The organism is Skermanella sp. (assembly GCF_059503625.1).
Genome location: NZ_JCACHA010000830.1, coordinates 1 through 8,752, shown reverse-complemented (window position 1 = coordinate 8,752; position 8,752 = coordinate 1). Strand labels below are relative to the sequence as shown.

Here is an 8,752-nt window from a genome sequence, read left to right as displayed (position 1 = left end):
AGACTCGCACGGTCCACAGGCCAAGTGAATCAGCAGAGTGCGTCAGAGCACTAGTTTACCGGAAGGGCGCCTTCGCTAGATCGCCAATCTGCAAGGGCCAGCTGCGGCACAGTCTGCGGCAGCGGATCCATGATTGATGATGTCTGTTACCGTGCAAAACGCGGCTGCAACGAACTTGTTTCAACGTCGGTGATGCGGCCATCTTGCGTCAGGCGCAGCTCGAGCACGTCCACAAGCCACGCGTTGCTCGGGCTCGTTCGACGAGATATCCGCAGCGGATGCAGTTGGCACCATTATCATCCGCGGCGAAGGGGTCGGCGAAACGCCGCTTCGTCCCTTTAGGCGCATTTGAGGCTGCGTCATGCTGCTCGTGGTGTTTGATGGTTGCGGTGCCGCTCGGCACCTCAACAAGCCCCTCGCCCGTCAGGGCTGCTTGCTGCGCTGATGGCTCCCATGCCGGCATCACATGCACGGTTGGCGGCGTGGGCTCGGGCACCACCGGTCGCGCTTCTGGAAGTGAGACAGGCGAAGCCGTCTTCGCACGAAATCCATCAGGCCAACTCTCCGCATGGGCATCGCGTCGCACTGGATGCGGCTGACTCCTCAGCGGCCTCGGTGTCGCATGCGCGACATGCACAACTTCAACGACCCGGTTAGCCATAGTGCCAAAGCGGTTCTTACGAGGTGCCGTGACAATGTGGCGCGTTTCGCTGGAAGATGTGGCCCGCTTCAAATGGCGTGAGAAAACGCGATCTGCTTCTGACATAAACATCCATTATTGCTGGTGGCCGCCTTTCATAAGCTGGCCGATAATGACACACCGGGAGTTGGCGTCCCTACCGGAGTTTTATACTCACAAATCCAAGAGGGCACGCGTTTGATCAACACGGGAACTCATCATTGGATGCAGTTCGGGCTGCGACTTTAGCATGAGCTCTGCGCTCGGGCCGTGCGGGCTTGGCAAGTGCAGTAGCGAGAGGTCATTCACCCTTTCAACCTCAGCCGCCAGCCTTCGGCTAGCTCGGGCAGCGCCGCGATCTCCCCCGGGGCCGGACCGTCGTTGGTGCGAGATAGAGCACGCGGAGCAGGCGCGAGAGTGACGAGGCAAGGCGTGGCCGCTCCTGCAACACCAGAGGCATGCCAGGCGCTACAGCGCCTTGGCGCAGCACACGGCAGTACCAGCCCGTCCGGCGCGGCGCCTGCACGACCCCCGCCATGCCGGACACCCCGAAGCGGTGGTTCAGCTTCCAGGACGGCTGACGCGCCTGGCTGACCTAAAGCAGCGCTGTCCCGGCCTGCCAGACATCCCGGACGCACACGCCTGCCTCGTCGATGCCGGTTAAGGCCAGGTTCTCCCCAACGCGCCTGGCACAGCGAGAAGCGTGGCGGCAGGGCCAGACCGCGCAGCCGCTCCCCGATGTCACTGAGGAGCAGCGTCGGCGTTCCTTGCATGGGGTTGTCGGGCTAGCCCCCTACCCCGGTCAGTCCTCCCAGAGCTGGATTGCCTCCTCAGCAACCAGATCGGGTAGCTCCTCGGGAAAGAAGAGCTTTGCCCCAGGCACCTCCCGCACGCCCCGTGAGTTTGGCAGGACGCGGTCGAGGTAGGACGCTCCTTCGCGCGAGAAAAACACGTCACCGGTGCCCCACAGCACCCGCGCCGGAGCCGCCACCTTTCGCAGCTCGGGCTCCAGGCCCCTCAGCGGGTTCGGCGCTAGTGCCGCTGCGTATGCGTTCACGAGGGCCTTTCGCTCGGGCGAGGCGACCAAAGGCGCGAGGTAGTGCTCGCGCGCGGCCTCGGTGAGGTTGGCCGGGTCGGTGTAGGCAAGCCCACCCAGGCCTTGAGGCGAGGCCGCGACCGCCGGGCTCCCGAGGTTGGGGGCGATGACCGCGTCTGCGAGCTGGCCCGCCCTCCCCAGCTCGATCATGGGCAGCAGCAGCGCCGGTGGGCTGTCCAGCTCGGTATCGCCATTGGTCAGGAGGAGGCTGCGAACCCGCTCGGGGTGCCGGGCGGCCAGGAGTTGGGCGACGCCGGTGTTGCTGTCATTCGCTACAATGTCCACGGGCCCTGCCCCGAGCCGGTCGAGCAACTCACACAGCATCACAACCTGGTCGCCGAAGCCGACCCTTTGGGCAGGCAGGACCTCGGTGTAGCCCAGCCCGAGCATGTCAGGCGCGATGCAGCGGCGCCGACCGGCGAGGCGTGCGGTCACGCCACGCCACTGGAAGCCAGCCAACGGGAAGCCGTGCAGAAAGAGTGCGGACGGGCCCGTGCCCCGCTCAACATAGGCAACCGCGCCGGCGGATGTCGGGGCGAAGCGACGTTCAGCGGTCCAGGCCTGCGCGTCCCGGGCATCGAGCATCTCTTGATTGGGCATGGCGAGTGCTCCCTACTTCACCGCGAAGATACGATGGATTACGCCGCCATCGCCGGTCCGCGACTTCGTCACGCAGACGACGGTGTTGAGCCAGGCGTAGCGAGCGTCGCCGGTTTCGATCTGCGGACAGGTGCGGAAGTAGTACCGGTCGGCGCCGGCTGGGTCGTCGGGCTTGGCGAAGTCGAGCGCGTAACCGCGGTTCACCTCATCCACCATCATCAGGCCATGCCAGTGGACGTAGAGGATCGCGCCGTCGTCGGTCCGCAGGCACATGCGCACGTCGAGGGCGCCGTTGCCGTCCGAGCGGATGCGGGACCAGTCCGCGCCCGACATGGGGATGACCTCGCCGCTGAGCCTCGGGCCCTCGAACCGCCCACCGGTGACGTTGAAGATCATGCGATAGCCGCTGGGTGTTTGGCCGACATGCGTCGGGCTGGCGAGTGGGATGCGCGCCTCGAACAGGAACTCGGTATCCACCTCAGGCGGGGCGAGCTGCTGATGTGCGGTCATGACCTCTCCTCTCGCGCCGGGCTGTTGTCCGGGGCGCTGCTTCGCTTCGCTGATGCCGACCTGTCAGGGTTCAGTGAGCCGAGCCGTGCTGGGCGGCACGCGTGCGCTCGGGCCGCTGGCGAACCGCCGGCGTGGCTGCACGCCGGAAGCCGGACGGGGACCGGCGGTAGGTCTCGGCAAAGGCCGCGCTCATGCGGCGCGCGCTTGGAAAACCCGATCGGGCAGCGACCTCGGAGATCGGCAGGTCGGTTTCGGTCAAGAGGCGCTTGGCCCGTTGCACCCGAAGCGTCCCTGCAATCTGCAGAGGGGAGGCGCCGAGATGCTCGGCGAAGAGTCGGCCCAGGTGCCGGGAACCGACCCCGACGCGTGCCGCCAGATCCTCGACACCGGCCGCGTCGAGCACGCCATCCTCGATGAGCTTGAGAGCGCGTTCGACGGTCGTGCGGGTACCCTTCCATGCCGGGCAGAACGGTGCCGTCTCCGGCCGGCAGCGCAGGCAAGGGCGGTAGCCGGCACGCTCGGCGGCGGCGGCGCTCGGATGGAAGGTGACGTTCTCCCGGCGTGGCATGCGGACCTTGCAGACGGGCCGGCAGTAGATGCCGGTTGTCCGGACGCCCACAAAGAAGAGGCCGTCGAACGACGGGTCTCGCCTGATCATCGCCTCCTCGCAGGTCTTCGCATCGAGCATGCGTCGAACCTAGGCGTGGGAAGCCGCCGTGGGGAGAGGACGCGACATGATCACGTCCGAAAGCGACCGGTCCCTCTCCCCCGCCCAGCAGCAGACCGCTTTCAATGACCAAGGCAGGAGCGGGCGCCGGCTTTCACAGCGTTACGCCGTCAGCCGGCGCGCCGAAGCGGCTCGCCGAACTCCAGGACGTTGCCCTCCATGTCCTTCACGAAGCCGACGCGTCGCCGGAAGGGGGTGCCGTCGAGGTCATAGGTTTCCGCCCGCACGAAGGTGGGCACGCCCGCGTTAGCCAAGCCGTCAAGAGCCGCACCGACGTCCTCCACGCGGAAGCAGAGGTGGCCATAGCCGGTACGCGCGAAGTGCTCTGGAAAGCTCATCGCCTCCGGCAAGCCAGTCCCGCCGGCATCGACTTCGACGAGTTCCAGCATCGTGTCGTTCAGGCGCAGGTAGGCAAGGCGCTTGCCGTTCAGGGCGGCGACGCGCCACGCCACCTCGACCCGGAAGCCGAGCTTCGCCTGGTACCAGGCCAGTGCGGCGTCGAAGTCCCGCACATTGAGCGAGACGTGGTCGAAGCGCATGCCCACGGCGGCGGCAGGCACCGCCTCCGCGGCGAGCGGGAGGCCGAGCTCGACAAAGGCGGCGGCGGAGAGCAGGTTGCGACGGTCCATGATGGCGATCCTTTCGTATGGGACAGGGTCAGGCGTCCGTCAGGTCGCGCAGGTTCTCCTCGAGATGCGCGATGCTGGTCGTGCCGGGGATGACGATCACGTTCGGCGAGCGGGCGAGCAGCCAGCGCAGTGCCGCGGCGGGATCGAGCCGTGCGCCGCGCTGCATCGGATGCGCGCCGAGCGGGCCATAGGGAATGAAGGCAATGCCCTTGCTCGCCGTGTAATCCACCAGCGCCTCGCTCCCGCGTTCCTCGGCGTTGAGGCGGTTCTGGACGGATGCGATGGGCCCGACGGCCAGCGCGCGGTCGAGCTCCTCACGGGTGACGTTGGAGAGGCCGATGTGGCGGATCTTGCCGGCCCGGCGAGCGGCGTCCAGTGCGGCAACGCTTCGCTCGATCGGCGTCTTCCGGTCGACCTGGTGAAGCTGGAACAAATCGATCCGGTCCACTCGGAGCCGGGCGCGCGCCTCATCCACCTGGCGGGCGAGGGTGTCAGGGGAGCCGTCGACGACGATCTCCGTCGGGCCGCGCTTGTCCACGCCGCCCTTCGTGGCAATCACGACCCCGTCTAGGTAGGGGTGCAGCGCCTCGGCGATCAGCGCCTCATTGTGCCCGGGGCCGTAGGCACGGGCGGTGTCGAAGAGGCGGATGCCGAGCTCGGCCGCCCGGCGCAGCAATGCCTTGCCTCCCTCCCAGTCCGCGTAGGGGCCGAAATTGCCAGGCTGGCCGGTGAGGCGCATGGCGCCGAAGCCGAGGCGGGGGACGACGAGATCGCCACCGATGGCGAAGGTGCTGGTCATGAGTGTGGGCTCCTGCGGGTGGGGGGTGGGGGTCAGGCGGTGAGCCGCTCGACGAGGGCGCGCACGCGAGGCGCGACAATCGTCACGGCAGGGAAGGCGAAGGACCAGGCCAGGGCGTAGGCGTGCAGCCAGCGCCCGACGAAGCCGGTACCGAGGCCGGTGTTGACCGCGGTGATCGCGGCCGAGAGGGCGCCGGAGAGGCTGGTCGCCATGAAGAAGGCGAAGAGCACCGGCGCGCAGCGGCGCGGGATGTTGGGCAGCGCTGAAAGGCGGAGGGCGGGGGACACTGGCATGGGCTCCGGGGGTTGCGGTGCCCGGCAATCTGCCGCTCAGGACAGGTCGAAAGAATTCTCGTCAGATCGACAGCAATTGTTGATGTGGCTAAAGAATGGAGCCGTGCCAACCGATCTCCGCCTCGTTGCGACCTTCGTCGAGGTCGCCCGCCGCCTCTCCTTCTCGGGCGCCGCCCGCGCGCTCGGCCTGACGCCCGGGTCGGTGAGCCTCAACATCCGGCATCTGGAGGAGCAGCTCGGCGCCCGGCTGCTGACCCGCACCACACGACAGGTACGGCTAACGCCAGAAGGCGAGCGCTATCTCGCCCGCTGCGGCCCGGCCCTGGAAGCCTTGGCTGAGGCCGACGGCGCGGTACGCGAGGAGCGGGAAGCGCTCACAGGCCGGCTGCGGATCAGCAGCACGACCGCCTTCGGCCGGACCCACCTTCTGCCGGTGATTGCTGACTTCACCGCGGCGCATCCCAACCTCGAGGTGGAGCTGTCGCTGTCTGACCGCTTTGTCGACCTCGTGGCGGAGGGCTTCGACCTAGCGATCCGGGGCGGCGTGCTGCCGGTCAACGAGTATGTCTCGCGGCTGATCCTCCCGGTGACCATGCTGGTCTGCGCCTCGCCGGGCTATGCGGCGCGGCATGGGCTGCCACGCACACTGGACGAGATCAGCACCCATCGGCTAATCGGCATGCGCAGTAACCCATCGCAGGAGGTCTTTGCCTGGGAGTTCGCCGGCGAGGGTGGCGTGCAGCGGCGGCCGATTGCCCCTGTCTTCGTGGTGAACGACCCGGAAGGGGTAGCGCTCGCCGCCGCGGCCGGCATGGGCCTGGGGCAGGTTGGCTCGAACATCGTCTTGCCGAAGGTTGCTGCAGGGTCGCTGGTGCTTGCGCTGACGGAACACGCGGTGCGCTCACGCGGGCTCTATGCCGTCTACCCCTCGCGCCGCTTCGTGCCGCGGCGGCTCACGGCCTTTGTCGCCGCCGCCGCGGAAGCCTTCGCCCAGCGGCCGGACCTCGTTTGGACGCTTTGACCGACTGCCTAGGTGCCTGTTTTAAGCCGTGGAACGGATGTTTGACGATCCGTAACAGCAGTCCCAGAGTGGACGACATGCCAGTAGTGATGTCATATACGACATCATGGCTCTGCGAGTGGTCTTGGATACCGACGTGATCGTTGCCGGATTCGCAAGTGCCGCGGGCGCGTCCCGCCGGCTCCTGCTCGCGGCGCTCGACAAAGAGATGCGCCTGCTTCTGTCGACGCCTCTAATCCTAGAATACGAGGCCGTGCTCACACGCACTTCGGTGCTCGAGATGGCGGGCATCTCGGCGGAGGAAGTGCTGGCGGTGCTCGACGAGTTTGCCGGCGTTTGCGTGCCCGTGGCATTCGACTTCCGCGTCCGCCCGGGCGCGCGCGACCCGGACGACGACCTGGTGCTGGAGACAGCGGTGAACGGCGGCGCCGACGTCATCGCAACGTTCAACTTGGCCAACCTGCGCGACGGCGCGGCGCGGTTCGGCATTCCGGTCGAGCGACCGGGCGAGGTGCTGAGAAGGATGAGGGGATGACCAGTTTCCCGCTGAGGCTACCCGACGACTTGAAGGAGCGCGCGGCCGCCCAGGCCGAGGCAGCAGGCGTGAGCCTGAACCAGTACATCGCCACCGCGATCGCCGCGCGTGTCGGCGCGCAGGCCGAGGCGGAGCGATACTTCGCAGCGCGCGCGGCGCGAGCGCAGCCTGGCCGTGCCAGGGAGATCCTCTCGCGGGCCGGGCGGCGGAAGACACCGATGGAAGGCGATGACGTCGAGGGTTAGCGGCACGCCTCCGCCCAAGGGTTCAGGGCGGCCTTCCTGGCCCTCGGCCACCTTTGGCCAGCCACTGCAAACCATCTTCTGGGATTTTGCTGATGGCTTGCATATCGATCGGAGCGGAACCGATCGGACCCGCTTGACCTACCCTGTACCCCTGGCCTCTGACCGCAGACCCAAGCCGGGCAACGAAACCAGAAAGGTCAGCTTTTGCAAAAGCGTCCAAGATAGCCAACCCATCCACCGAACCACTTTCTCGCCCAACTTTTTTGGAAAGCAGATTTGCGGCGACCCGCTCCAGGGCATACGCACGCTCAATTTTCATGTCGGCGTCGGCCCCGAGCCGTGCGCTGACTTGCTGCACCACTTCAGAAGGGCCTTGGACAGCCGACCGGAGTGCGTCGGCCTCCCTCCGAGTGGCTTGCGCGTCGGCTCGGAGCCGTTCGGCTTCTGCGATCAGTAATTGAGCTGCAGTTACGGCGTCGCTCTGGTTCATTGTCATGACATGAGAGCGCGCGTCAGAGCGAGCAAGAGGATGCCCAAGCAGTTTGGTCCCAACAAGGCCTTGGCATCATTAGCGGGAGAATGTCTGATCGAAGTGTCGCAACGTGGCTGCGACTACCCCAATCCGCAATCGATGCTATGAAACCGATTGTACCAGGCTGCACCTTCAGTCATGACGCTGAAGACACCAAAACTGTAATTGTCACATGCACCCGATCCGGAGGTCCTGACTAGGTGGGGTTGAGTGAGTGATTGCCCCAGCGGCCGTCCGCTTTTCAGTAGATCCGGCTGGAAAACGTATGCCACAGCGAACTGCCTGGTCCGTACCAAAAGAAGAATCAGCGGGCGAGAAAGCTGAAGATCCCGGGCAACACCCATACAGGTTCGAAAAAAACCCGAGGTCGCGGAAGCGGGCTATAGATTTTGCCGGCTTACGCCTTCTTTGGGTGGACCTTCCGCGAACTGGGGCAATCACTCACCCCTCGGGGCTGGGGCAATCACTCACCCAGCTTTCCGGCTGGGCAGCACCGGGAGGGCGACAATCCGCTTGGCAACCGGCGGCGGTGAGGGATGAAGTACAACGCCTTCGTCTGCCAATCGCACCACTGCCTCTGGATAGGCGGCAATAGCGGGCGCCAGTGCTTTGACGAAGTCCCGCTTGAACGCACCGATCTTTGCGTATCCGCTGCCGAACTGTTCTCGCAGAGCTGCCCAGCGAATCGGCGTAGGCTTGGAGAGGGATTGCAGTCGGTAAGCAAGCCAAATGTAAAGGTCGAGGCTTGTCGAACGGTCGGAAAGCTGTCGCAATGCCGCCTCTCGAAGTGGAACAGGATGCTTTTGCAGCGCCTCGTAAAACACCTCGTCCAAGACGACGCGATCCTGCCAAAGGTCATCCTGTTCACCATCACCACCTAGATGGAAGCGAAGGCCCGAACGAACAAAGCCTCCCTTGTCGAAACCGCTACTGTCCTCGCCTTCCCAAAAAAACGGAGCGAGCAAGCGGCGATTCGGGTGGCTTGCTCGCGGAGGATTTTGCCCGTCGTGCCGCCGTGCGTCATGCCCATTCTGCTTAGAGCACTTTGATGTTGCTTGGAATCGCGCGTTCTGATTCGACGCTGTT

General features: G+C 65.7%; 11 protein-coding genes. 3 read left to right on the top strand and 8 right to left on the bottom strand.

Annotated features, from left to right (window positions below; genetic code table 11):
* Positions 1-1,016: 1,016 nt before the first annotated feature.
* The 7 genes from AC5JJ6_RS29950 to AC5JJ6_RS29920 form a co-directional block, all read right to left on the bottom strand.
* Positions 1,017-1,217, bottom strand: a complete 201-nt coding sequence (locus tag AC5JJ6_RS29950; protein ID WP_496045560.1) for a hypothetical protein — start codon at positions 1,215-1,217, stop codon at positions 1,017-1,019.
* 264 nt (positions 1,218-1,481) lie between these two features.
* Positions 1,482-2,375 (bottom strand): alpha/beta fold hydrolase, encoded by an 894-nt coding sequence (locus AC5JJ6_RS29945; RefSeq protein WP_496045559.1) that lies wholly within the window; start codon positions 2,373-2,375, stop codon positions 1,482-1,484.
* 12 nt (positions 2,376-2,387) lie between these two features.
* The gene (locus AC5JJ6_RS29940; protein ID WP_496045558.1) at positions 2,388-2,885 is read right to left on the bottom strand and encodes a DUF3237 domain-containing protein; all 498 of its coding nucleotides are present in this window, start codon (positions 2,883-2,885) and stop codon (positions 2,388-2,390) included.
* A gap of 70 nt (positions 2,886-2,955) precedes the next feature.
* Positions 2,956-3,573 carry a bifunctional transcriptional activator/DNA repair enzyme AdaA gene (locus AC5JJ6_RS29935; RefSeq protein WP_496045557.1) on the bottom strand — a complete coding sequence of 206 codons (618 nt, stop codon included), beginning with the start codon at positions 3,571-3,573 and terminating at the stop codon, positions 2,956-2,958.
* A 149-nt stretch (positions 3,574-3,722) separates the two neighbouring features.
* A complete protein-coding gene (locus tag AC5JJ6_RS29930; protein ID WP_496045556.1) occupies positions 3,723-4,241 on the bottom strand; it encodes a VOC family protein in 519 nt (172 codons plus the stop codon).
* Between the two features lie 28 nt (positions 4,242-4,269).
* Complete coding sequence (locus AC5JJ6_RS29925) at positions 4,270-5,040, bottom strand: aldo/keto reductase (RefSeq protein ID WP_496045555.1); 771 nt, start codon at positions 5,038-5,040, stop codon at positions 4,270-4,272.
* A gap of 32 nt (positions 5,041-5,072) precedes the next feature.
* Entirely contained in the window at positions 5,073-5,327 is a 255-nt protein-coding gene (locus AC5JJ6_RS29920; protein WP_496045554.1) for a DUF2798 domain-containing protein, read from the bottom strand.
* A 109-nt stretch (positions 5,328-5,436) separates the two neighbouring features.
* On the opposite strand from AC5JJ6_RS29920, the gene AC5JJ6_RS29915 reads away from it, so the two are divergent.
* The 3 genes from AC5JJ6_RS29915 to AC5JJ6_RS29905 all read left to right on the top strand — a co-directional run bounded on the left by AC5JJ6_RS29915 (position 5,437) and on the right by AC5JJ6_RS29905 (position 7,134).
* Complete coding sequence (locus AC5JJ6_RS29915; protein ID WP_496045553.1) at positions 5,437-6,354, top strand: LysR family transcriptional regulator; 918 nt, start codon at positions 5,437-5,439, stop codon at positions 6,352-6,354.
* Positions 6,355-6,472: 118 nt separating this feature from the next.
* Positions 6,473-6,889 (top strand): putative toxin-antitoxin system toxin component, PIN family, encoded by a 417-nt coding sequence (locus AC5JJ6_RS29910; RefSeq protein WP_496045552.1) that lies wholly within the window; start codon positions 6,473-6,475, stop codon positions 6,887-6,889.
* On the top strand, positions 6,886-7,134 hold the full coding sequence (locus AC5JJ6_RS29905) for a toxin-antitoxin system HicB family antitoxin (protein ID WP_496045551.1): 249 nt from the start codon (positions 6,886-6,888) through the stop codon (positions 7,132-7,134). Before AC5JJ6_RS29910 ends, AC5JJ6_RS29905 begins: the two co-directional genes overlap by 4 nt.
* Before the next feature lie 999 nt (positions 7,135-8,133).
* On the opposite strand, the gene AC5JJ6_RS29900 is transcribed toward AC5JJ6_RS29905, so the two are convergent.
* On the bottom strand, positions 8,134-8,752 hold a 619-nt coding region (locus AC5JJ6_RS29900), incomplete at its 5' end, for a replication protein RepA (protein WP_496045550.1).